Here is a 23,760-nt window from a genome sequence, read left to right as displayed (position 1 = left end):
AGCCTTTCAATTATCAATTGAATCATCGCTGAACAAAAAGATCCCCGACTTCTTAGAGAAGTCGGGGATATGAGTCTATCAATTTTTATAATTATCTTTTTATTCTATGTCTAAAGAAATATTTTTGCTGAAGAATGATTTTTAGCCAGAAGTAAATACTATAAATAATTTAATCAAATTAAAAATCAGATAAATATTGCCAAAAAGTATTCCAGTGAACTAATAACTTAATTCTGAAATTTTATAGTGCTAAACACTAAAGTTATAGCAGTATTTGACTCAAATACTTTTCTTACATAATTCAGCAGTAGGTTGGATAAAATTTATGAAAATTGCTCTCGTCCATGATTATTTAACTCAGCGTGGTGGGGCAGAGCGCGTATTTGAATTACTATGTAAGCGCTACCCCGAAGCTGATGTTTTTACATCTTTGTATGACCCGCAAAAAACTATTGATATGGGTGAGCGGATAGTCAAGACAACTTTTTTACAAAAAATTCCGGGTGCAGCCAAATATTTTAGAATGATGGCTCCCTTTTACTTTCCTGCCTTTCGAGCTTTGGATTTGCAAGATTACGATTTAATTATTAGCAGTAGCACTAGTTTTGCTAAAGCTGTACGCAAACGCCCTGATGCTCATCATGTGTGTTTTTGTCATAATGTTACCCGTTTTTTGTGGGATACAGAAACATATTTGCGCGAGTACGGAGATTATAGATATTTTGCGCCTTTAATTGAACAAATTTTTCAATTAATGCGGCAGGTAGACCTGAAATATGCTCAGGAACCTGACCTTTATATTGCGAATTCCAGCGTTGTAGCTAAAAGAATTCAACAGATTTATGGCAAACCAGCAATTGTAGTTAACTATCCAATTGATACCAGTAACTTTGTTTATTCAGATACCAAAGAAGATTATTATTTAGCATCTGCACGGATGATCAGTTATAAGCGGCTAGATATAATCGTCGAAGCTTTTAATTGGTTGGGGTGGCGGTTATTAATCTCAGGTGACGGCCCAGAACAAGCACGCCTCAAAGCCAAGGCATTAAATAATATCGAATTTTTAGGACACGTGAGCGATCGCCAACGTAAAGATTTGTTTGCTAAAGCAAAGTCGGTGATAGTTGCAGCCTTAGAAGACTATGGGTTAGTTCCTGTAGAAGCCAATGCTAGTGGTACACCAGTGATTGCCTATGGCGCTGGTGGTGTGTTAGATACCCAAATACACGGCACAACCGGAGTCTTTTTTAAGAGACAAACACCAGACTCTCTACAAGCTGCATTACTAGAGTCCGGACGCATCACTTGGAATTATGAAAATATTCGTAATCATGCAGTGAACAATTTTTCGGAACCAGTATTTTTCAGGAAGGTTGAGCAACTTATTGATCAAACTTGTATAACTCATTAATTATTCATCTGGCTTGTTAGTTGTTCGTGTAGCGTCTCGCAGAGAAGGATAATAAAAGTGGTTCAGACTAGTCTTAATCCCAGTGTAAATACAATTGCTGACACAGAACCGGGTTATGGACAACTATTAGCAGTTTTTATTCGGAGATTTCCTTGGTTTGTAGCAGTATTTGTAGCTTCAATTGCTATGGCAGCAATTATTACTGCTAAGACAAAGCCTACTTACAAAAGCTCGATGCAACTGTTAGTAGAACCTAACTATCAAGGTAAAAAAGAAACAGGTGGAGTAGAAAATCAGTTCACTGAACCGAATGTGGAGATAGACACAGCCACTCAGTTAAATCTCATGCAGAGTTCGGGACTGATTCAAAAAGCTGTCGATAAACTTCGTAAAGAATATCCGGACACAACTGTTAGTGATATTAAAGGCGCTTTAGCTTTAAACCAGCTAAAAACAAAAGAAGATAATATCGCTACCAAAATTTTCCAAGTAGAGTACACCGATAAAGACCCAATCAAGACACAAAAAGTTCTGACGGCTATTCGGGAAGTTTATGTGGAATACAACAAACAACAGCAGGATGCTCGTCTGCAAAAAGGTCTGCAAGTCATCAGAGAACAGTTAAGCAAGGCCAGTGAAGAAGTAAATGCAGCTGAAACAAACCTGCAAAGATTTCGCCGTAATCAGAATTTAATCGATCCGGTGGCTCAAGCCAAAGCGTTGGAAGATGCGTTGAATAATGTTGAGCAAGAACGCCGCACAACTCGCGCTCAATATCAAGAAGCTGTAGCGCGGCAAAAATCTTTAGAAGAACAACTTAACCGTTCTCCCCAAAATGCGCTGGTTGCTTCTCGGCTCAGTCAGTCTACGCGCTATCAAGGGTTGCTTAACGAAATCCAAAAAACTGAACTAGCACTGGCTCAAGAACGCTTGCGCTTCACAGATGAAACTCCGAATGTGCAGAAGCTGCAAGAACAACTCAGTAGTCAAAAAGCATTATTAGAACAAGAAGTAGGCAGGACTTTAGGCACAAAGTCATCTGGCGTAGTTGGTTCTAGAGAGTCGCTTTTACAACAAGGACAATTCGGCCAAATTGATTTGAATCTGGCTGGTCAATTAGTAGAAACCCAAACAACAATAGTTGCATTGAGTGCTAGGGATCAAACTTTGGCACAAAAAGAAACTCAACTAAGATTTGAAATCAAACGCTTCCCGCCTTTATTGGCTTATTACAATCGCATCCAACCACAGTTGCAATTTAGCCGAGAAAGATTTGAACAATTGTTAAGAGCCGAACAACAATTGCGCCAAGAACTAGCTAAAGGTGGATTTAATTGGGAAGTGGTGGAAGAACCCCATAATGGTGTGCAGTTAGGCCCCAACCTCCAACAAAATCTCTTGTTAGGTGCGGTTGTTGGCTTAATGTTAGGAGGTATTGCTGCATTCTTACGTGAAGCATCTGATGATGCTGTACATACAACCGCTGAGTTAGAGAAGCAAGTAGCGCTACCTTTGTTAGGTACGACTCCTAAATTACCACCAGCTAGAGCCAGAGATTCAATTATCAAATTACCCTTCGGTAAGCCCGAAACACCTGCTCCTTGGACAATTCAGGTGTTACAGTCGCCACCGCGCTGGGAATCGTTGGATTTAATTTACAAAAATATTGAACTTCTCAATACTGTATCTAGTTTGAAGTCTTTGATGATTACTTCGGCTTTACCTGATGAAGCTAAATCAGGTATGGCCTTGGGTTTGGCGATGAGTGCGGCTCGGTTACACAAACGAGTATTACTAATTGATGCGAACTTGCGCGATCCCAGCTTGCACGAACAGCTAAATTTGCCTAATGAACAAGGACTATCAACTTTACTTAGTAGTGAAGTTACTTTACCGAACCAGATTGGGATTCAATCTTTAGGTTCAGCTTACATTGATATTTTGACGGCTGGGCCTAAACCTGCTGATCCTGCTCATCTGTTAAGTTCTCCACGCATGATGCAGCTGATGAGAACTTTTGAAGAGAATTATGATTTGGTACTGGTAGATGCTCCACCAGTATTAGGATTGGTAGATGCTATGTTAACAGCATCATCTTGTCGGAGTGTGGTGTTGGTAGCCAGTATGGGTGTTGTGACTCGCAACCAACTTGCTCAAGCTACAGGTATGTTGAGTAAGTTAAATCTGATTGGAGTTGTAGCTAATGGTGTTTCTAGCTCTGACAGTAATTTTGTGCAGTATCCCAAGGAATATCGTTTGGCTTTGAAACAAGCGGTAGAAAAATAGGATAAAAGTTACATTTTAAATATGTGCGATCGCTCTTTGGGAGGATGCGATCGCACATATTTTTTTGAAAATTTTCACATAAAAAAACAGATCCCCGACTTCTTTAAGAAGTCGGGGATCTGAGACTTTTAATATTTAACCAATAATGTCTTGATTAAACAGTTTTAATGTCAAATTTAAATCTTAGTTACTTACTAAAAATTAAGTATATTTATATCAACTTTATAATTATGATAATCAAGTCTTCGTAATTTAAAGACTAAATAAAGAATCTACTTCAGCATATAGTCATTTCTACAGAGTCTTATATCCTAGAGATTAAAGCTCCTCTAAGCAGCTAAAAGACAAACGTGGACTAGTTTTCTTCGACTGATCAAATTGACAAAATAGGTAGACGCAGTTCACCCAAGTTATCAAGTATCGGGTAAAAGAGTAAGCGGATGATTTGTATCTACATTTACCCAATATCCCTTCTACCCACAAAACAGCAAGTTTACCTGCAAGACTTCCCAAATATTGATTGCTATCTACCTAGTTATTATCTTTGTAGTTTCTACATCTTTACAGCAGCACAATTCTGAAAGATGAATACTTGCTGAAAAAGCAAGTTAAACAAGCAGATGTTTTAACTCAGTCATCTACTAATTTTTAGAACAATTCAGAAGCCAGAATTCAAAAGCAAAAATCAACTATTAGGGAATTCAGACCTACCACTAGTTATAGAGCGTTAAATTGAAGATTTAGTGGTAGTCTTAAATCCACTTATTCATCTGCCAGTCATACATAATTTTTACTGAATTCTGAATTCTGACTCCTGAATTCTGTTGGATAAAAGATTCAGATCAAAGTCTTTGGCATGAATCGCCTTCGAGATCAGCAATTTACTATCATACTTATCCAAAGACACATGACTAGCGCATTAGTTCGTACTCTACAGACTACTTATAGTGTAAATCCACAACCTCAAAGCGAGCGCTCCTCATACTGCACACTACAATGGCGGCGAGGTCAGTTGTTAGTTAAGTCTCCCGGTAAATTTAAACAGCCATATTTACCAGCTTTAGAAAATCAGCAATTATTAGTAAATTGCTTACAGCATTCCCCTGTGAATTTGGTAAGTGTAGACCCTAAAATTGGTGAAACTTGGGTAAAGTTTTGGGCTGATGCTTGTAAAGAAGCTCATAAGCCAATGTTTCTTTGCGGATATTCTGAAAATTTAATGTTTAAACAAAATAGCCAACCTTGGGGATCTTTACTACGACTCATTGATTGGATTACGGCTTTAGTAATGCTGCTATTGCTAACTCCAGTCATGGCGGTATTGCTGCTATTGTTGCAAATTTCCTCACCAGAATCTCTATTTTCTTGTGAGTGGTATGTAGGAGAACGCGGTAAACTCTTTCAAGCTATTAAGTTCTCCACTACAACAAAGCACGGTATCACACCCTTAGGTCGTTGGATGCGTAAATACGGACTCGACAATCTACCACAGTTATTAAATGTGCTGCGGGGTGAGATGAGTTTGATTAAGTCTCGTGCTTGGAATTTAGAAGCAGCAGTGCAATTAAGTTCAGAAGGACAGCGACCAGTTAATCAATTACCTGTCATGACAAATTCGTGGTCAGTCCCAGCAGAATCAAACTTAATAATTAATAATTCATAATTACTGATTCTTGACTGCTCTCTTCTCTATCCAGCTAAAAATCTCTACAAGCAGTGCGGTAATTGATGAATTCAATTTGCCGCACTTAAGCTAGAGCAAAATAAACGCCAAGCATCCATAGCAACTTGTAATAATTAGAAATTATTTGTTCAGAAACTCATGCTTGTTCAACTAAGAAAAAAATTAAGCAATTTATTTAAAGCTAGTACATTCTGGCGAAAAAATTATTTAATATTGCGAGAGTTTAAACATTTTCGCAAAGTTGCTATTCTTGCTTTAATATTTTCCTTTTTAGCAGCAACATTTGAAGGTTTTAGTATTGGCTTTTTGTTGTCGTTTTTGCAAAATTTAACTAATCCAAATGCTAAACCGATTCAAACTGGTATCGAGTGGTTTGATATTTGGATTTTGGCTGCCAATAGTTCGGCAGTTAATAGACTATATCGGATATCTCTGCTGATTTTATTAAGTACTTGGTTACGTGCTGGTTTCAATTATTTGGCACAGGTATATACAGAAACCACTCAATTACTTTTAGCCGATCGCCTGCGGAAGCAAATTTTTGAACAGTTACAAAGTTTGCCGTTGAGCTACTTTGCTAAAACGCGTTCTGGTGAACTGATCAATACAATTACCACAGAAATTGAGCGCATCAAACAGTGGTTTAGCGGTGCTGCTTTTTTGATGACTAGAACTATCACTGCCACTGTCTACTTTATCTCGATGTTTTTGTTATCCTGGCAGCTTTCTATTGTTTCTTTACTTTTATTTACTTTAGCAGGTGTAGGCTTATCCACTCTCAATGCTCGTGCTAGAGAAACCAGTTTTAGTACTTCTATTGCTAACGGTCACTTTACCTCCACAGCCATAGAATTTATTAACGGAATTCGCACAGTTCAAGCATTTGGTACGCAAGATTTTGAGCGACAGCGGTTTTATAATGCTAGTGATAATGTAGTTAATACTTCCAAAAAAGTTATCTTGATTTGGGCGCTGGTGAGACCTCTAGCCGAAAGTATAGCTAGTACAATTCTCATCGGCATGATTATTTTTGCCTTTACAGTTTTTGTGGTGAATGGCACACTCCAAGTGGCTTCTTTGCTCACATTTTTCTTTGTGTTATTTCGGGTTGTCCCTATTATTCAAGATATTAACGGTACGAGAGCGCATCTCAGTACACTTGCAGGGGCAGCAGATAATATTAAAGATTTAGTTAGGACTGATGATAAAACCTACTTACACAATGGCAAAATCCAATTTTCTGGGTTGAAACATTCTATTGATATTGTTTCTGTAGATTTTGGTTATGACCCTAATCAGCTAGTACTAAATAACGTCACCCTCAGCATTGAAAAAGCTAAAACAACAGCTTTAGTAGGAGCAACTGGCGCAGGTAAAAGTACACTGATTGATTTAATTCCCAGATTTTACGATCCTACTGAAGGTCATGTGATGATTGATGGGGTTGATATCCAAAAATTTGATATCAATTCATTGCGGCATAAAATTGCTGTAGTCAGTCAAGATACATTTATTTTCAACACTTCTGTCTGGAAAAATATTGCTTATGGAACACCAAAAGCAACAGAAGCAGAAATTCGAGAAGCGGCGCGTCTAGCAAATGCGATTGAATTTATTGAAGAAATGCCAGAAGGTTTTGATACTAAATTAGGAGATAGAGGCGTAAGATTATCTGGAGGACAACGCCAACGAATTGCGATCGCACGGGCTTTGTTACGTGACCCAGAAATTTTGATTTTAGATGAAGCTACTAGTGCATTAGATTCTGTTACTGAACGCTTAATTCAAGAGTCAATAGAAAAGCTATCAGTAGGTCGGACAGTAATTGCGATCGCTCATCGTCTTTCTACTATCGCCAATGCAGATAAAGTCGTTGTTCTAGAACAAGGACGCATTGTTGAACAAGGCAAATATCAAGAACTTCTAGAGCTAAAAGGTAAGCTTTGGGAATATCACAAAACTCAATACGAAATGGGTCAAGCAGGGTAAGAAAGTATGAAGTATGAAGTGTGAAGTTTGAAGTATGAAGTATGAAATTTTATGCTTCACTATCCTGACTCTTGTTTTTCAAACATAAATTTATCTAGGTGCATCTGCATTTAATTATTATTGCTATATTTTTGAGGTAAATTAAATGGTAAATATTAGCTACCATACTGCTAGAATTCAAGGTCAAATTATTCGTAATCTCTATACAAAATTTATTAACCAAATTAGCTCTTTAGCAATCAAACAAACTCGTCAAATTAATCTCACTGTTTATTCATTTTCTTGCGAACGAGATTTGCCAGAACAAGTAGCAAGTATTCGCTCCTTTATCCGTAACATCGGCGTTCCAGAAAGATTTGTGGTAATTTCTGATGGTAGCTATAGCGACTCTAGCTGTAAATTACTGCGCCGCATTCATCCCTGCGTCGATATCATACCTTTTCCAAAACTGCTACGCCATGATTTACCGCAATGCGTGACTGATTTTGCCCAACTCCATCCAATGGGTAAAAAATTAGCTTCTTTGATGTCAATTCCTGTCAAAGGCGCAACAATTTACACAGATTCAGATATTTTATTTTTTCCTGGTGGCGTAGATTTAGATAACTTCAGCAATTTGCCTGAAACATCTTGCTATTATCTTCCTGATTGCTCTGCTTCATTAGATGAAAGACTTATCTATCATGAAGGCGAAAAATTACAACCAGTTAATGCGGGATTTCTGTTATTTAATCATGAATTAGATTGGAGTTTTGCGATTGAAAGATTAGAAAAACTTCAAGATAAACCGATATATTTTACAGAGCAAACAATTGTCCATTTAACAATTCACCACAATCAAGGTAAACCTTTCTGTTCACAAAAATATATTTTGAATGTAGAAGACCAGTTTATTTATCCAGATAAATTTGCTAGTTCAAAAATTGCTATGAGGCATTATGTCAATGATGTTAGATATAAGTTTTGGATGAATGTTGGTTTGTAAAATGAGCAAAAATGTAACCTATACAGAAATGATTTATCACTGCACTAACACTAATGTTAACGGAGGCGGAGGCATTGAAACCTATGTGGCTTCTTTAGCACTTTCACAAATCTCAGAATCTTGTGAGATTTCCCGAAAAGAGACTGTGCATCAACGCATTCTCAAGTGTATTAAGACAGAGAATCAAAAGCGATTCAAGTTACTACATATTCACGACCCAGAATTTTTAGCAGACTTACGCGAAGAATGTCCAGCAATATTTACCCTGCACAATCACTGTAGCTATTGTCCGAGTGGTACAAAATATTTAGCAGACCGAGGCAAAATTTGCGATCGCGTCATGAATCCTCTGGGATGTGTTTGGGGTCATATGGTAGATGGTTGTGGTAGCAGGCGACCGCAAAAAATCTTCGGTAATTGGTGGAATGCTTACAATCCGCTGAATAACCTCAAGAAACTAAAAATTCCTGTAATTGCTAATAGTGAATATGTGCGTCAGCAAATTATTAGTGCTGGGATAGCACCAGAGCGAGTGATCACTTTGCGCTGTGGTGTACAGTTACCCAAGGTTGTCACAGAACCTCTGAGTCGGACAACTTATCAAAATCAGCGTATTTTATTTGCTGGTCGGATTGTTCCCGATAAAGGTTTAGCGTGGCTACTCAAAGCCTTAACCAAAACCGAGCGACACATTCATTTAGATATTGCTGGTGATGGTTGGGATAAGCCAAATATGGAAAAATTAGCTGATGATTTGGGTGTAAGCGATCGCATCACTTGGCATGGTTGGTGTAACGCTGAACAATTAGAAACCCTTTATCAACAGTGCTTGGCGGTGATTTTTCCCAGTCTTTGGCCGGAACCTGCTGGTCTTGTCACCTTAGAAGCTTATGCGCGTTATCGACCTGTAATTGCTAGTGCTGTCGGGGGAATCCCGGAACACTTACAAGATGGCAAAACAGGGATTTTAGCTGCATCTAACAATGTTGCACAGTTAGCGGCTGCAATTAATGAATTAGCGACGAATTATGCCAAAGCTAGATTAATGGGTGAAAAAGGCCAAGCTTGGTATCAGGAAGAATTTACTATTGATGTTCATGTTCAGCGGTTGACGGAAATTTATGCCAAAACTATCGCTGAATTTCATACTAGTACAAAAGTATGAAGTCTGAAGTCTGAAGTCTGAAGTCTGAAATAAAGAAATCCTAATAATACGCTTTTTAGCCATTTATAATGCATGACTCATTTAGCTCAAAATGTACTAAAGCTAACGATTTAAATGTATGACAATAAATATTGAATTATCAGAACCATTAGTTAGTGTAGTTATCCCGACTTACAATCGCCCAGAGTATTTAAAGCAAGCGATCGCCAGCGCAATTAACCAAACTTACCAAAATATTGAAATTATTGTTTCTGATAATTGTAGTGACGAAAACCCGCAAGCAATTATCGAATCTTTTGACGATTCTCGCATTCGATTTTGGCGACATTCAGAAAATATTGGGATGTTACCTAATCAAATGAATGCCTTTAAAATGGCACGCGGCAAATATGTTGCCAGTCTCCATGATGATGATATGTGGAATGAGGATTTTTTAGCCAAACTTGTTCCTGCACTAGAAGCAAATCCAAATTTGATTTTGGCTTTTTCTGACCAATATATTATTGATGGTAATGGCAACATTAATGAAATTGGCACAGAAGAAAATACACGCGGTTTCAAGCGAGATATTTTAGCTCCAGGTATCCATCAATCTTTTACAAAAATCGGTTTAATTGATAAAAGTATTGCAACTGCCGCCTCTTGTTTAATTCGTAATCATATCATTGATTGGGATAGCATTCCCCAAGAAGTTGGCGGGATGTGGGATTTATATTTAACTTATCTTTGCTGCGTTTCTGGTTATGGGGCTTACTATTATCCCGAAAGATTAACACGCTATCGCGCTCATGAACAAACTGACACGATGCTCAGTGGCAGTAGAGATGCGCAAGCAAAAATTCGCAAAGCCCAAAGCGAAATATTTTGCTATAAAACCTTCATGGAAGATAGCAAAATACAAGAATTTCGTGAGTATTTTAAAACCAAATGGTTAGACGCTCATACAACTTTAGGAATTGGTTTACTGCGAAATCAACAAATAACGGATGCTCGTCATTATCTATGGCAAGCACTCAGCAAACAAAAATTGAATTTCAGAACTTTAGTAGCACTGATACTCAGTTTTACTCCACAACCATTAGCTAATCAATTGCTGGGAGTATAAAAATAAATGAAACTTTGCATTGTTACCCACAAAGTCAAGAAAGGTGATGGTCAAGGAAGAGTAAACTATGAAGTTGCTCTAGAAGCAATTCGTCGTGGTCATCAATTAATATTATTAGCCAGCGAAGTAGCGCCAGAAATTGAACAAAACAATAAAGTTACCTGGGTTCCAATTTCTGTGGATGGTTATCCAAGCGAGTTTATTCGTAATTTTATATTTGCTCATAAAAGTGCTGCTTGGTTACAAAAAAATCGCTCTCAAATCGATTTATTAAAAATTAACGGCGCAATTACAAAAGTTGCTGCTGATGTGAATGCTGTACATTTTGTACATAGTTCTTGGTTGCGATCGCCTGTACATATTTCCCGAATTCGTCGAGATGCTTACGGTTTTTACCAATGGTTGTACACCGCTTTAAATGCACGTTGGGAAAAACAAGCTTTTCAACGCGCTCAAGTTGTTGTCGCCGTCTCCGAGAAAGTTGCCCAAGAGTTAATTAATATTGGCGTACCTCGCGATCGCATTCGCGTAATTGTCAATGGCGTAGATTTGCAAGAATTTACCCCTGGTATCGCCTCTCGCCAAGAATTAGGTTTACCAGAGAACGTAAATTTAGGATTATTTGCCGGAGACATCCGTACACCTAGGAAGAATTTAGATAGCGTCTTACACGCCTTGGTGAAAGTTCCCGATTTACATCTAGCAGTGGTGGGGAGTACCGATGGTAGCCCATTTCCGCAGTTAGCTGCTGATTTAGGACTCAGCGAACGGGTACATTTTCTTGGCTATCGTCGTGATATCGCCGACATCATGCGGGCAGTGGATGTATTTGTCTTTCCCTCCCGATACGAAGCTTGCACCTTGGTATTGTTAGAAGCCCTCGCCTCTGGCTTACCTGTGATTACTGCCACAGCTACCGGGGGTGCAGAGTTGGTAACGCCCGAATGTGGGATTGTTTTACCAGATTCAGACGACGTTGAGGCATTAGCTACTGCCTTGTCGTTTTTAGTAAGCGATCGCACCCTGATGCAACAAATGGGTCAAGCAGCCCGCACTGTCGCTGAACAATACAGTTGGTCAACTATGGCTCAAACCTATATGGATCTATTTGAGGAGTTACAACAGAATGAAGAACACAGTTCTCATCCCGACTTATCGCCGTCCTCTAGATCTATCTCGTTGCCTTTCGGCACTGCAAGCGCAAACTAAATCGGTTGATCAAGTGATCGTCGTTGTCCGAGATACGGATACAGACACTTGGAATTTTCTTGCGGAATTTCCCTTACACAACTTGCCTTTACAAACCGTCATCGTCACTCTACCAGGAGTAGTTGCCGCCCTTAACGCTGGACTCGCAGCAGTTGAGGGAGATGTTGTATCAATTACTGATGATGATGCTGCACCACGTCCTGATTGGTTAGAGCGAATTAACTCTCACTTTCAGGCTAATAGTCAAATTGGCGGTGTTGGTGGGCGAGATTGGATACATCATAGCAATAAACTCGAAAACGACTCTCGCGCCGTAGTCGGTCAACTACAGTGGTTTGGCCGCGTTATTGGCAACCATCACCTCGGAGTTGGTGAACCGCGCCCTGTTGATGTTCTCAAAGGTGTGAACATGAGTTTCCGCACCCAGTCCATCACCAACTTACGTTTTGACGAGCGGATGCGAGGTACAGGCGCACAAGTACACTTTGAAATGGCATTTACCCTCGCCTTAAAACGTGCCGGTTGGCAGATGATTTACGACCCGTATGTTGCTGTTGACCACTATCCCGCACAGCGATTTGACGAAGACCAGCGCAACAACTTTAATGCGATCGCCCAAATTAACTTAGTCCATAACGAAACCCTCGTCTTACTAGAACACTTATCATCCCTACGCCGCATCATCTTCTTGCTCTGGGCCATTTTAATCGGTACAAGAGACTGTTTTGGCTTCATCCAATGGCTAAGATTTTTCCCCAGCCAACGCCAACTAGCCACCCGCAAATTACTAGCCTCCTGGCGTGGTCGCTGGCAAGGATGGCAAACATGGCAGGTTACAGGTGATAGGTTACAGGTTACAGGTTACAGAGCGAAAAATCCTTAAAAACAAAACTCTGCGTACCTCCGCGTTTACCTTTGCGTAACTCTGCGTTCAAAAAATATCAGGAAATGCACAGTGATTTCTCAACCATTACTTTTCAATAGCTTTTTACAAACCCCATTTTCACCACGACAGCGATCGCTACAAGGTTGGATAGTTATATTAGGCTTTGTATTGCTGAGTGTAACTTGCTACTTTGCTGGCGCTGCTAGTCTGTTACGCCTAATTTATCCGGCGACAGCTTTAGTAGTAGCGATATTTTTATACCTGCGCCATCCGATTTTATACATTGGTTTTACTTGGTGGATGTGGTTCCTCACACCCTTAGTTGCTCGTTTAATAGACTATCGCGTTGGTTGGGATCCTACCCGTCAGATTCTCATCGCACCTTATCTAGTCGTATTTGTGACAATTGCCACATTTTTACGGCATTTTCCTCAAGCCTCTCGTCAGGGAGGTTTACCTTTTATTTTGGCTGCTATCGGCGTATTTTATAGTTTTCTCGTAGGATTAATTTATAATGCCCCAGTTCCTGTAGCACGCGGCTTACTAGACTGGCTTAGTCCAATTATCTTTTCTTTTCATTTATTCATGAACTGGCGAGATTATCCCAGTTATCGCCAGAATTTACAACGGACATTTCTGTTTTGTGTCTTGCTAACAGGCGCTTATGGTATTTATCAATTTGTTGTCGCCCCTGAATGGGATAGATATTGGCTAATAGAATCAAAATTATTTACCAGTTCTGGCGACCCTGTACCATTTGGAATGCGTGTCTGGAGTACACTGCACTCAGTCGGGCCATTTGGTGCAGTGATGCAGACCGGGCTGCTATTGTTATTTACAGCTTCCGGGCCGTTAATATTTCCTGCTTCAGCTGTCGGTTACGTCTCGTTTTTACTAGCCCAAGCCAGAACTAACTGGGGAGGCTGGTTACTCGGCGTAATTATGATTATGGGTTCAGTTAAAGCCAAAATTCAAATGCGCTTAATTGCGATCGTTGTAATTATGGCATTGTGTGTTATCCCACTCACAACCATCGAGCCAATTTCTGAGGTGGTATCAGCACGGTTAGAAAGTTTTTCTAATTTAGAAAAAGATACTAGTTTTAAAGATAGATCTGGAAGCTATGACCGCAACCTTGGCATAGCTCTTTCTAATGTTCTTGGTAATGGTTTAGGTAATATTTGGAAGGTCAACGAAAAAACAGGACAAATTGAAGTATTTGTCATTGATAGCGGTATTCTCGATATGTTTTTTACCCTCGGCTGGTTTGGAGCCGTATTTTATTTAGGTGGATTAATCCTGATTCTTTTTAGTGTGATGCAGTATAGCGAAGCGCGGTTTGATAGTTTCGTGAGTGCTGCTCGTGCTATTGGGATAAGTTCTTGCGCTCAATTAATTATCGGTAGCGGTATGTTGAGCGTATCCGGCATGATTTTGTGGGGATTTTTAGCAATGGCAATGTCGGCACATAAATATTATCAGCATGAAAGAATTCGTAATTATTAGATCCCCGGAAATCGGGGATCTGGTTAACCCTACTACGAAGTTTTTATTAAATATTAGGAATACATTATGAAAGCTATAGTTGTAATGCCCCTAGCCGAACAAAGAGGTGGCGGTGAAATGATGTTTTTAGACTTGATGCAGCAAGGGCGTAATGCTGGTGTCGAGTGGATAGCCATCTTTTTAGAATCCGGCCCGATGGTGGAACAAGTCAGGAAGTTGGGTATTGATACGCGAGTAATTGAAAGTGGAAGATTACGGCAAGTTCATAAGTTAATTGCTACTGTGTTGCGAATAGCTGCGATCGCTCGTCGTGAAGGTGCAGATATAATCATCAATTGGATGTGGATTACCCATTTTTACGGCGGTATTGCAGCAATGCTGGCAGGTTTACCATCAGTCTGGTATCAACTGGAAGTTCCCCATGACAAGTTTTGGTTAGTCCGCCTCGCAACTTTATTACCAGCCCGTGCCATTATCACCCTCTCGGAAGATGGCAAGCAAGCCCAAGCCCAAATTTGGCCGCACAGACCAACACCTTTGGTTTATCCTGGTGTAGCCCTAGATAGATTTGAGCCGACTGCGTTACCTTCACCCCAAGCAGCAAGACAAAAACTTGGCTTACCATCACACGGGCCGCTAATTGGCATTGTTGGCAGACTGCAACGCTGGAAAGGAATGCACGTCTTAGTGCAAGCAATGCCGAAAGTTTTGGAGAAATATCCTGATGCTCATTGTGTGGTAGTTGGCGGTAAACACGATTTAGAAGCAGACTACGAAGACTTTCTCAAGTCAGAGATAGCTGCTTTAGGACTGCAAGAAAAAGTAATTATGCCAGGACTCCAGCGCAACATCCCAGAATGGGTACAAGCGATGGATGTCTTTGTCCATGCGTCTGATAAAGAACCATTTGGAATAGTGATTATTGAAGCGATGGCGCTGGGTAAACCTGTAATTGCTGGTAATGCAGGCGGCCCGACTGAAATTATTACAGATGGAATTAATGGCTTATTAACACCATACGGCGATCCAGCGGCATTGGCGATCGCAATTCTTCGCTACCTAGACGAACAAGACTTTGCCCAAAATGTCGCAGTAGCTGCACGACAACGCGCCTTAGACTTCTCCACTCAGCAGTACGCGCAAAACTTTATCAATACTATTCGTTCTGTATTGCCTAGTCTTTCCTAAAGATAGCAATCCTATTTAATTAGTAAAAATCAAGAGATTGAGATCCCCGACTTCTTGAAGAAGTCGGGGATTTTGTATTCCACAAATAATTAAACCCACGAATTTTATTTGCAGGGATATATTCTGAAGTGCGTGTTGACTGAGGCTTATGAAAATTCTGCATCAGTACTAAAGCTGCAATTGCCAGTAAAAAATAACCAAAGCTTTTCTGAAGTTTATTAGCAGGAACAAATTCAGCTAAGTATGCACCAAAAATTGTCCCAGCACTAGCAGCCACAATGAACGATAAAACCAAGTTCCAATTTAAGGAAACATGACCCACATAGCCCACAAAGCCGGCTACTGAATTAAATGCAATGATTAATAGTGATGTTCCAATTGCTTGCTTCATGGGTACTTTTCCCAACAGTACCAAAGCCGGAATAATCGCAAACCCACCACCTACACCAACTAACCCAGTCAGTACCCCAACACCCAAACCTTCAGTGATTAACCACAACCAGCAATATTTACACACAGGTGGAGGATACAATGCCAGTTGATTATCTACTACCGCAGGTTTAGAACTGCGGCGAATCATTAATACCGCAGCCAGCAACATCATGATTGCAAACAGCAACATTTGAAAAGCTGCTGTTACAACTGGTAGGGTAGCGATTTTGGCTCCGACAAATGCTCCCAACATTGTTGCTGAACCGAAAATCAAGCCAGTTTTGAAATTCACATTTTTAGCTCGCCAGTGAGGAATCACACCCAACAAACTGACAGTACCAACAATCACAAGCGTCATTGCGATCGCCGACTTTGGAGGTATCCCCATAACATAAACTAAAATTGGCAATGCTAAAACCGAACCACCCCCACCAATTAAGCCTAAACTCACACCGATACAAGCAGCCAAGACATGCCCTACTATCCAAGTCATACGCTGCTCCGTTGATTATACGGGAATTTTGCTAGTAACATTCCTAACGCACAAGTATCTGTAATTCCCGCAAACATCAATCCTGTTCCGACAAAGCCACTGATTAACAAAAAAGCAGGAGAAACAACTACTCCTAATAATGTGCTGGTAAACACTAAAGAACCCGCGACAATTTGCACCTGTCTCATTAAACTAATAGGGGCATTCTTGTTAACTTTGGTTGGATAACTGGCTTCTTTCCAAGCATTCATACCTCCTTGTAGATGGGTAACTTTGGTAAATCCGGCATCAAATAGCTTTTGCGCCGCCATTGTCGAGCGATTACCAGACCGACAGTAAAAAACTACTTGGGTATCTTCATCTTGGGGAACTTGACGCGGATCGAATTGGGATAAGGAAACTAGTTTTGCACCTGGAATATGTTCTCCTGCATACTCAGACGGTTCTCGGACATCTATAAGTGTGACAGTTTGTTGCTCTAGCAATTGTTTGAGAGTGTGAGCATCAACGGTTTGTAATGTGCGTTTACCAGAAGTAGTCATGAATGTTTGCCCTTGAATAGAGAGGATTCTTAACGCAGAGATCGGGGAAGTTTGTGTGTAATGAGATTAAGCAGCAACGTTACCGCAACGTTGATTGGCGGGTACTGCTTCCATAATCTTTTTCGGGTCGGGTAAATTTAGGTTTGCCATGAATGTGATAAATTCATCACGGTTACGCCCTACAAGCCGAAGATTCCACTGTTTTTCTTCGCCAATAGTGGAAACTGTGTTACCTCGATAATCATGACCGGGATAAACTAAGGTCTCGTCAGGTAATGTAAACAATTTTTGTGTAATCGCGTCGTACAGCATTCCAGCATTACCACTCTGGAAATCAGTCCGTCCACAACCCCGAATTAAGAGCGAATCTCCAGTCAGCAGGTGAGTACCATTGATTAAATAAGCATTATGGCTATCTGTATGACCAGGAGTTGCGATCGCTTCTACTTTCACGCTGCCTAATTCTAATACTTCGCCATCTTTCATAAATCTATCTGCACACACAGCTTGGGCATTTTGGGGTACGATTCCCACACAACCAGTCGCTTCGCGTAGTTTCGCTGTTCCAGTAATATGATCTGCGTGAATATGCGTTTCTAAACAGTATTTGAGAGTTAGCCCTAATTCTTGCAGTAATTGGCGATCGCGTTCTACCTTTTCTACCACCGTATCGACCAACATCGCTGTTTTGGTTTCTAAATCTGCAATTAAATAAGTATATGTACTACTTTCTGGGTCAAATAGCTGTCGAAATAACATGATGCTTAACTCCTGATGAAATTTGCCTAGCTTAATTATGATATAACTATATGGTAATATCATCTAATTGTCCAGCCCAAACATATGGCGCTGAGGTCGTTGATTTTCGATCGAAAACCAAATGTTGTGGCAGTTCTATAGTCATCCCAAAAGAAGATGTCGCCTTGGAATTGACTAAGCAACTATTAGATGAGGCTCAATCTTTGGGGGCTGATTGTATAGTTTTAGCTTGTCCTTTTTGTGCTACTAACTTAGAAATCAAACAACCCGATATTGAGAAGAAATATCACGTTCACTATGGTTTACCGATCATCTACATTACGGAGTTAATTGGACTAGCTTTCGGTATTGTACCCAGAAACTTAGGCTTAAATAAGCACATAATTTCTCATAAGCCAGTTTTGCAAAAATTGAATGTATTTGAGTAAGGAAGGCAGATAAATTATGAAATTGTAATATCAATTGAGTAAGGCATTAACAAGGAATCCTCTTTTCGGTAAATACTGCCTATTTCCAGGGATGACAAAATTACTACTGGTTGGTGTTACTGGCTTTATTCTCCTACCAATGCTGCTACCAACGGTGAAAAAAATTGGTAAATCTATCGCTAAGGAAACCATCAAAAGTGGCATGATTACCTATGAAGGTAGTAAAAAACTTGTCTCTGAAGCTAAAGCAGAAATTGCTGCTAAAAGCTCTAGCTAAATTTTTATATTCACACTTTAATTTGACGTATAAATTGTTTTTATGGTCTAGGATATAGGACAAAATACTTCCTCATTTAAAATCAAAAGAATACCATTAAAATCTAGACCATGAAGCATCAAAAATTCTTAGCAAATTTCTTAGCAATAGGGATATTTCTCTGTAGTCTTGTTGGTGTTACATATAACTCATCAGCATTAGCCTTTACCCTATCATTGCATCAAAACTTACCTACCCCAATTACAAAAATCACAACAGTGTTAAACTCAGATTCAGACCTAAAAACCGCAGTTGATTATTATCTTAATTCCATTCCCAAAGGCTATTACACTGTGGGCAATGTAGAAGAATTGCAACGGTTAATCAGAGAAGATAATATACTTTTGATTGATGTGAGAGAGGCTTCCGAATATGCAACTGGGCATATTGGTAATGCTATTAATATTCCTCTGCCAAAACTAGCGCAAAACCTTGATAAAATTCCGCAAAATCAGCCTGTGGTAATGTACTGTACATCTGGTTATCGTTCAGCAATGGCCGTTATGAGTTTACGTCTTTTAGGTTATGAAAATGTTCGAGGTTTTCCCCCAAGCATCAATGGTTGGAAAGCAGCAGGTCAAGATGTAAATCCTTCTGCCACATAATTGATGATAAGGATGGCAGTTAAGTCGAGGAGGAAATAATACACATCCTCGACTTAATTTATACACATTGAGTCTAGAGGAAATAACGACCTACACAACGTTGAAAAGCAGGAAGATGGTGATTTTGAGAAACATGGCGAAGTTGGGTGAAAGCATCTCGTAAATCAGGTTCTTGCACAAATTCTAAAAAGCGGTCATACATCTGGACATTGGCTATTTCTGATTCTACTCCTGCTTGACAGGCAGCTTGGAGAGTGTCGGGGGCTTGGACATTTCCCATAAAATTATCAGGAGGAATCGGCAATCCATATCTGGTAAATAGATGATTCCACAACGAAACGTGTCTATCCTCGGCGTGAACAATATTGCTAAAAGGACGCACTTCTCCAAATTTGTTGATTACTGCTGTGTAAAAAGCACGAGCATAATATTCATCATTGATGGCATCAATCATTGCCTGTTGGGTGTTGGCATTCAATTCGGTCTTAGGATTAGAAACAGAAGTTGGGCTAGTGGTAGTATTGGCGATCGCTACACCACACATACCTCTTTTACCCCCATAATTTAACCTAGATATTTGATGATGTCGGCGGCGGTTTCCTTGACAATTCATAATTTCTTCCTCATCTTTAATCTCTATTCTTCTTCAACAACTCTCTTGGCTGATATCTCTACTACTCTGTACAGCCAGAGGTGCAACTAAAGACAATCCCAATAATTTCAACGCCAGTTTTTCAAACCAAGGTACTGCTGTCCCAAGGCGCATTTTTGCTAGAAAATACCTTTCAAATGCGACTTTAGCCCAAGTTACCCAAGCACCGCTCAACGCTACAGCCCGCCGACGTTGGCCTGTGGCTACATCAGGTAATACGGGGTTAGCGAGAAATAAAATTCCCGAATCACCAAAGTCAGCAAAGCAAATGGCATCAAGTGTTGGAGTCACAGGCGGGGCAGAAAATACTCCCAATTCAATGGCGATATTATGGGCTACTGCCATGCCCATTGCTTCTGTCATTTGTCCAGTTTTGGGTACTCCCAAAGGGATAGGTGTTACCTCTGGTGGTTTAATCTCTACTACAACTCCCACCGCATAAATTGAGGCATATTTAGGATGTCTGTATGTAGGCAATACTGGAATAAAACCATCCTGATGACTTAATCCCGGTACTTGCCGGACAAAGCGCGGCCCTCGGAAGGGTGGTAGTAACATTGAGTAACCAAATGGCAATACTCTGCCATTTCCCAGATGAATCTGATTTGGCTCAATTGCTGTAACTGCTGCGTTTTCAATAACCTCTATCCCTCGTTCTGCCATGAATTTTGTCACTAACTCGGCAGAATTAGCCATCCCACCAATACCCAAATGTCCCGCATAAGGTTCTGGAGTTACAAAAGTAATCGATACCTGCTCCCGTAATCCCTGTTTTCTCAGTACGTAGTCGGCTAATAGCGTAAACTCGTAGGCAGGGCCTAAACAACTCGTTTTTGGTAATGCCCCTACTACTAATGGCCCCGGTGCTAGGAGAAAGTTTTGCCAAGCCTGAAACGCCTTGAGTGCATGATGCGGGTTACAGACTGATTGAGTATATCCATCGGGGCCTAAACCAGCGATCGCATCTAATGCCAGTTCTGCACCTGTGGCGATAATTAAGTAATCATAAGTAATACTTTGCTCTCCAAACGATATTTTTTGGTCTTGAGGATTCAAGCGATCTACTCGCCCTAGTATCCAGTTAATACCCCTTTGTTTTAACCGTTGTTGCAGGCTCACCTGAATGGACTCTAAGGAAGTTAAGCCCATTGCTACCCAAGGTAATGAAGGAATAAATGTAAAGTAAGGGGTTTCTGAAATGACGGTAACTTGATGTTGTTTGGGGAGGATATGCCGTAATTCATAAGCGGTGGGTAAACCGCCCAACCCTGCACCGACGATAACAATGTGAGCCATTGCAGGAAATCTCCAAATGTTTGATTGCTGATTTGGGGGAATTAGGAGTTAGAAACTAGGGTTTGTAATGCGATGTATGATTGCGATCGTTATTATTTGTCCGCAATCAGAACTCTTGTATTACTTTTAATTAAGCTACTGATTGCAACAAGGGATTCGGGAAAAGAAATCTCCTAAAATTTTATATAACTATATAGTAGTATAATAAATAAATATTAATTAAAGAGTGAGAAAGTTTATGGATGATAGTTTGAGTTTGCCCAACCCTTCCATATCTAGACGGCAACTCCTGAATTTCTTCACTGGAACTATTGTGGCAGCTACGGCTAGTGCGGCCTTATATCCAGCGACTAAGTTTTTTATGCCTCCAGCCGAAAGCACTGATGCAGAAGGTAGTATTCTCGCTAAAGACCAAATCGGTCATCCCATCCCAGCCAGCCAAATTTTAGTTGAACCACCAGGAACACAGGCTTTAATTGCTGGACTAGCTGGTGAGCCTACCTATTTGACTCTTAGAGAAGATGGCACTCTCGATCCAATGGGTATTGTTGATATCTGTACTCATTTGGGTTGTACCTTCCCTTGGAATCCTATCGATGGACAGTTCCAATGTCCTTGTCATGGTTCGCGTTATGATGCCCAAGGTTCTGTAGAACGTGGGCCTGCTAACCGCCCTCTGAAGTTGGTTCGCGTCCAGGTTAAAGATGATTACATTTGGATTTCACCTTGGCAAGAAACAGACCCTCGTACTGGTGAAAAACCTTGGTGGGTTTAAAAACGCAGAGGTATGCGCGGAGGGGTGCAAAGAGAAAATTTAGGGTGCAGCCAAGCATGAAAGTGGTTTTTCATCATTCCCTACTCACCACTTACAAGTCAGAGGTACGCAGATAATTTGTTACAAATGGACGAAATGCTGTACGTGAATAGTAAATAGGTAAGAATATGCAACTATCAAAGAGTAATCTCTCGGAACGTCTTGACCACGTTTATGATGCAATTATTGTCGGTGGTGGTGCTGGTGGTCTCTCTGCTGGAATTTACTTACAAAGATACCGCCTTTCTAGCCTAATTATTGACAAAGGTAAGGCGCGTTCTTTCTGGATGCAGGAATTACATAACTATCTGGGGTTGCCTCCAGATACCCCAGGTCGTGTGTTGTTACAACAAGGTAAAAAACATTATGACTCGTTGGATGGAGATTTTTTAAACGCTTACGTTGAGGATGTGGTGGACGAGGGAGATACTTTTGCTGTACGGGTAAAAGTAGGTCGTCAAAATAGTATTTACCCTGTGTTGCGTTCTAAGTATTTGATTGCGGCTAGTGGGATTATTGACAATTTGCCACCTTTAGAAAATATGCAGAATGTGTTTAAATACGCTGGCTATAACTTGCACGTTTGTATGGTTTGTGATGGCTATGAAATGATTGATAAACAATGCGGTTTTTTTGCGGGGAGTGAAGCCAGTATTGAGGAAATGGTATTTAATCTCAGTTGGTTTACGCCTTACATTACTATCTTCACTCATGGATTGTTTACTGTGAGTGTAGAATTACGTTCTAAATTACAGCAGTATGGTTATCGCTTAGTAGAAACACCAATTAAGCAATTTTTGGGTAAAAATCATCACATGAGCGGTGTGGAATTGGTGGATAGTACTGTGGTTGAGTTGGAAACTGGTTTAATCTCAATGGGTTCGCACTATCACAATACCTATCTCGAAAAATTCGATTTAGCGCGCAAAGGGGGATATTTGATTGCAGATCAGATGTGTAAAACTTCTCATCCGCGCATTTTTGCGATTGGAGACTTGAAGCTAGGTTTGAATCAAGTGGTAATTGCTGCGGGTGATGGCGCATTAGCTGCAACGCAGATTTGGCGAGAAATTCGCCGTGCTGTCGGTGCTAGACCGTGGTTGTCAAATCTGTCGCTAGTTCCAAATTATCAATAGCTAATTGTTAAACAGAAACTTGGTAGCCAATTTTTTGCAATAGAGATGCTACTTATTACTAAAACCAGATTCCTATATGGTGTGTTACGGCTCATCCTGGTTCTCTCAAAATCCCAAATTTTCCATAGCCGTCACACAACGTTAATAGAGCAGGAAGAACATCCACACTGCTTTTTGCCTCCCCTACTTAATACTTACTTTATAAATAGGCTCTATATATCCCCGACTTCTTGAAGAAGTCGGGGATATTTTACTTCACCAATGATTTAGGTATACAAGCTTTCGGCTTTACAATATATTTTTTTTGGAGCTTGATCAAAATATTTAAATAATGCTGGACATAGCCAACCCTCCAGACTTTTTTCTTCCCAGCGATACCAGTTACCGTTATACTCCTCTCCCAACCAAATTAGTTCTGCTTGATAACCAGGGAAAGGACTAGCAGAAAACAGAAGTTTAAATCCTTCATTTACATTAGCTATACCTTGAACAAAAATATCAATCATTTCAGGTACACCGCTAACAAATGGTTCTTGCACCAACCCTAGACGCTCATCATCAAATACCCATGTTTGATTATGTCTATACGGGAAAATAACCATCATTGAGTTAGTCATCAGCAATTGTTAGTTAAGGCTTAGGTACAAAGGTTAGTTATTGAGATTGGGTGTAAGGGTGTACAAGTATAAATGTTTTCTTCATTAACAACCCACACACTTAAATCTCTTGTCTTATTGATAAATAATTCCGTAGTAAAGCTGACTAATTACGACAGAATAATATAAGTTTATCTAAAACTTGAGCTTCATTAGGAGTTTTGCAGGGTGAGGAGGGTAAGTATAGCACAAACTTATTTACTATTCAGTCAAT

Annotated in this window: 22 protein-coding genes; 16 read left to right on the top strand and 6 right to left on the bottom strand. The window is 40.1% G+C overall.

The genetic code is table 11. The features are described from left to right. Window positions 1–325 precede the first annotated feature (325 nt). The 11 genes from ACMX3D_RS13400 to ACMX3D_RS13350 all read left to right on the top strand — a co-directional run bounded on the left by ACMX3D_RS13400 (window position 326) and on the right by ACMX3D_RS13350 (window position 15,417). Window positions 326–1,414 carry a glycosyltransferase gene (locus ACMX3D_RS13400; RefSeq protein ID WP_482751890.1) on the top strand — a complete coding sequence of 363 codons (1,089 nt, stop codon included), beginning with the start codon at window positions 326–328 and terminating at the stop codon, window positions 1,412–1,414. A 57-nt stretch (window positions 1,415–1,471) separates the two neighbouring features. Next, window positions 1,472–3,700, top strand: a complete 2,229-nt coding sequence (locus ACMX3D_RS13395) for a GumC family protein (RefSeq protein ID WP_482751889.1) — start codon at window positions 1,472–1,474, stop codon at window positions 3,698–3,700. 907 nt (window positions 3,701–4,607) lie between these two features. After that, complete coding sequence (hepC, locus tag ACMX3D_RS13390; RefSeq protein ID WP_482751888.1) at window positions 4,608–5,363, top strand: heterocyst development glycosyltransferase HepC; 756 nt, start codon at window positions 4,608–4,610, stop codon at window positions 5,361–5,363. A gap of 159 nt (window positions 5,364–5,522) precedes the next feature. Next, entirely contained in the window at window positions 5,523–7,373 is a 1,851-nt protein-coding gene (gene hepA, locus ACMX3D_RS13385) for a heterocyst formation ABC transporter subunit HepA (protein ID WP_482751887.1), read from the top strand. Window positions 7,374–7,518: 145 nt separating this feature from the next. Next, entirely contained in the window at window positions 7,519–8,358 is an 840-nt protein-coding gene (locus tag ACMX3D_RS13380) for a hypothetical protein (RefSeq protein WP_482751886.1), read from the top strand. 1 nt (window position 8,359) lies between these two features. Continuing rightward, the gene (locus tag ACMX3D_RS13375) at window positions 8,360–9,523 is read left to right on the top strand and encodes a glycosyltransferase family 4 protein (protein ID WP_482751885.1); all 1,164 of its coding nucleotides are present in this window, start codon (window positions 8,360–8,362) and stop codon (window positions 9,521–9,523) included. Window positions 9,524–9,641: 118 nt separating this feature from the next. Beyond that, entirely contained in the window at window positions 9,642–10,628 is a 987-nt protein-coding gene (locus ACMX3D_RS13370; RefSeq protein ID WP_482751884.1) for a glycosyltransferase family 2 protein, read from the top strand. 6 nt (window positions 10,629–10,634) lie between these two features. Beyond that, complete coding sequence (locus tag ACMX3D_RS13365; RefSeq protein ID WP_482751883.1) at window positions 10,635–11,837, top strand: glycosyltransferase family 4 protein; 1,203 nt, start codon at window positions 10,635–10,637, stop codon at window positions 11,835–11,837. Next, complete coding sequence (locus ACMX3D_RS13360; RefSeq protein ID WP_482751882.1) at window positions 11,755–12,720, top strand: glycosyltransferase family 2 protein; 966 nt, start codon at window positions 11,755–11,757, stop codon at window positions 12,718–12,720. Before ACMX3D_RS13365 ends, ACMX3D_RS13360 begins: the two co-directional genes overlap by 83 nt. 72 nt (window positions 12,721–12,792) lie before the next feature. Then, the gene (locus ACMX3D_RS13355) at window positions 12,793–14,229 is read left to right on the top strand and encodes an O-antigen ligase domain-containing protein (RefSeq protein WP_482751881.1); all 1,437 of its coding nucleotides are present in this window, start codon (window positions 12,793–12,795) and stop codon (window positions 14,227–14,229) included. A 66-nt stretch (window positions 14,230–14,295) separates the two neighbouring features. Beyond that, entirely contained in the window at window positions 14,296–15,417 is a 1,122-nt protein-coding gene (locus ACMX3D_RS13350) for a glycosyltransferase family 4 protein (protein WP_482751880.1), read from the top strand. A 19-nt stretch (window positions 15,418–15,436) separates the two neighbouring features. On the opposite strand, the gene ACMX3D_RS13345 is transcribed toward ACMX3D_RS13350, so the two are convergent. From ACMX3D_RS13345 to ACMX3D_RS13335, 3 genes are all read right to left on the bottom strand, one after another. Continuing rightward, window positions 15,437–16,342 (bottom strand): sulfite exporter TauE/SafE family protein, encoded by a 906-nt coding sequence (locus tag ACMX3D_RS13345; RefSeq protein ID WP_482751879.1) that lies wholly within the window; start codon window positions 16,340–16,342, stop codon window positions 15,437–15,439. After that, entirely contained in the window at window positions 16,339–16,884 is a 546-nt protein-coding gene (locus ACMX3D_RS13340) for a rhodanese-like domain-containing protein (protein ID WP_482751878.1), read from the bottom strand. Before ACMX3D_RS13340 ends, ACMX3D_RS13345 begins: the two co-directional genes overlap by 4 nt. Window positions 16,885–16,950: 66 nt before the next feature. Further along, window positions 16,951–17,643, bottom strand: a complete 693-nt coding sequence (locus ACMX3D_RS13335) for an MBL fold metallo-hydrolase (protein ID WP_482751877.1) — start codon at window positions 17,641–17,643, stop codon at window positions 16,951–16,953. A 50-nt stretch (window positions 17,644–17,693) separates the two neighbouring features. Here ACMX3D_RS13335 and ACMX3D_RS13330 point away from each other — a divergent pair, with 50 nt between their 5' ends. From ACMX3D_RS13330 to ACMX3D_RS13320, 3 genes are all read left to right on the top strand, one after another. After that, window positions 17,694–18,071: a heterodisulfide reductase-related iron-sulfur binding cluster gene (locus ACMX3D_RS13330; RefSeq protein ID WP_482751876.1), complete on the top strand. Its 378-nt coding sequence runs from the start codon at window positions 17,694–17,696 to the stop codon at window positions 18,069–18,071. A gap of 91 nt (window positions 18,072–18,162) precedes the next feature. Further along, a complete protein-coding gene (locus ACMX3D_RS13325) occupies window positions 18,163–18,348 on the top strand; it encodes a hypothetical protein (protein WP_482751875.1) in 186 nt (61 codons plus the stop codon). A gap of 110 nt (window positions 18,349–18,458) precedes the next feature. After that, on the top strand, window positions 18,459–18,992 hold the full coding sequence (locus ACMX3D_RS13320) for a rhodanese-like domain-containing protein (protein WP_482751874.1): 534 nt from the start codon (window positions 18,459–18,461) through the stop codon (window positions 18,990–18,992). Between the two features lie 73 nt (window positions 18,993–19,065). On the opposite strand, the gene ACMX3D_RS13315 is transcribed toward ACMX3D_RS13320, so the two are convergent. After that, window positions 19,066–19,605: a ferritin-like domain-containing protein gene (locus ACMX3D_RS13315; protein ID WP_482751873.1), complete on the bottom strand. Its 540-nt coding sequence runs from the start codon at window positions 19,603–19,605 to the stop codon at window positions 19,066–19,068. A gap of 33 nt (window positions 19,606–19,638) precedes the next feature. Further along, entirely contained in the window at window positions 19,639–20,940 is a 1,302-nt protein-coding gene (locus ACMX3D_RS13310) for an NAD(P)/FAD-dependent oxidoreductase (protein WP_482751872.1), read from the bottom strand. Between the two features lie 238 nt (window positions 20,941–21,178). On the opposite strand from ACMX3D_RS13310, the gene petC reads away from it, so the two are divergent. Together petC and ACMX3D_RS13300 are read left to right on the top strand one after the other, a co-directional pair. Then, complete coding sequence (gene petC, locus ACMX3D_RS13305; protein ID WP_482751871.1) at window positions 21,179–21,715, top strand: cytochrome b6-f complex iron-sulfur subunit; 537 nt, start codon at window positions 21,179–21,181, stop codon at window positions 21,713–21,715. Between the two features lie 167 nt (window positions 21,716–21,882). Further along, complete coding sequence (locus ACMX3D_RS13300) at window positions 21,883–22,890, top strand: NAD(P)/FAD-dependent oxidoreductase (protein WP_482751870.1); 1,008 nt, start codon at window positions 21,883–21,885, stop codon at window positions 22,888–22,890. Window positions 22,891–23,156: 266 nt separating this feature from the next. On the opposite strand, the gene ACMX3D_RS13295 is transcribed toward ACMX3D_RS13300, so the two are convergent. After that, window positions 23,157–23,507, bottom strand: a complete 351-nt coding sequence (locus ACMX3D_RS13295; RefSeq protein WP_482751869.1) for a DUF6717 family protein — start codon at window positions 23,505–23,507, stop codon at window positions 23,157–23,159. Window positions 23,508–23,760: the final 253 nt, after the last annotated feature.

The sequence above is a fragment of the Anabaena sp. TISTR 8404 genome, assembly GCF_056847745.1.
Note: the sequence above shows the minus strand (reverse complement) of the source record. Positions and strands in the feature narration are given on the sequence as shown.